This window comes from Rhizobium sp. AC44/96 (genome assembly GCF_001692185.1).
Lineage (GTDB): Bacteria > Pseudomonadota > Alphaproteobacteria > Rhizobiales > Rhizobiaceae > Rhizobium.
In genome coordinates, this window is sequence record NZ_LXKO01000036.1 from 1 (window position 1) to 1305 (window position 1305).

Consider the following 1305-nt stretch of genomic DNA (forward strand, 5'->3'; position numbering starts at 1 on the left):
TCGACGGTTGCCTGGTGGACGGCCTATAACGATCCGCGCCTGAATGCGCTGGTCATGGAAGGCCTGAGCGAGAACCTGTCGATCCAGCAGGCGCTGGAACGCATCAACTCCGCCGCCTCGAACGTGACGGTAGCAGGTGCCGGTTCGCTGCCGGGTCTGGTGGTCGGCGCCTCGCAGACGACCAGTGGCAACCTCGGCAACCTTGCCACCACGCATGCCGCCACCAACGTCCAGGAAGGCACCGCCAGCATCTCCTGGCTGCTCGACCTGTTCGGCCAGTATCGCCGTTCGAAGGAAAGCGCCCAGGCCTCGCTCGATGCCGCCTACTCCAGCGCCGACGTTGCCAAGCTCACCTATCTCCAGGATCTGGTGACCTCCTACGTCAACGCCCGCTACTTCCAGGAGCGCATCGCGCTCTCCAAGGCGAACCTGAAGTCGCGCCAGGAAACCTACGAGCTGACCAAGTTCCAGCTCGAGGCCGGCGCCGCCTCGCGCCTCGACGTCGTGCAGGCCGAAGGTCTGGTGCAGTCGACGCAGGCCGAAATCCCGAACCTCGAGATCAGCTTCCGCACCGCCGCCCACCACATCGCCACCCTGCTCGGCAAGCCGGCAGGTGACATGGTCGCCGAACTGCAGAAGGGCTCGTCGCAGCCGGTCTTCCGTGGCGGCATCAAGTCCGGCATCCCGGCCGACCTGATCCGCAACCGTCCCGACATTCGCGTGGCCGAGCGCAATCTCGCTGCCTCGACCGCCAATATCGGCGTTGCCATCTCGCAGCTCTATCCGACGATCTCGCTGTCCGGCTCGATCTCGCCATCCTACACCAAGCTCGCCGGCGGCGGCGCTGGCGGCAGCATCGCCAGCTGGTCGTTCGGTCCGACGCTGACCCTGCCGATCTTCGACGGCGGCGCCCTGCGCGCCAATGTCGACATCACCAAGTCGAACGCCAAGGCCGATTATCTCGCCTGGAAGGCGGCGGTGCTGAACGGCGTCGAAGAAGTCGAAAACGCGCTGTCGGCGGTCCGCCGCGACGCCCAGACGGTCGAAGCGCTGCGCGCCCAGGTCAAGACCACCCAGGAAACCCTGGAACTGTCGACCGCCAGCTACAAGGACGGCGCCTCCTCGCTGCTCGACGTGCTTGACGCCCAGCGTCAGGTCTCGCTCGCCCAGGCCAGCCTGGCCGCCGCGGTCCAGCAGACGGCCAACGACTTCGTCGCCCTCAACGTCGCCATCGGCGGCGGCTACAATCCAGGTGGAAAGCCCGTCGCCCCGCCGAAGCCGACCCCTTCGCCGAAGGCAAGCTGA

General features: G+C 66.7%; 1 protein-coding gene. It reads left to right on the forward strand.

Going from position 1 to position 1305, the window contains the following annotated elements:
- Positions 1-1305 (forward strand): efflux transporter outer membrane subunit (locus A6U87_RS23800; RefSeq protein ID WP_065693800.1); only part of this gene is annotated, 1305 nt, incomplete at its 5' end.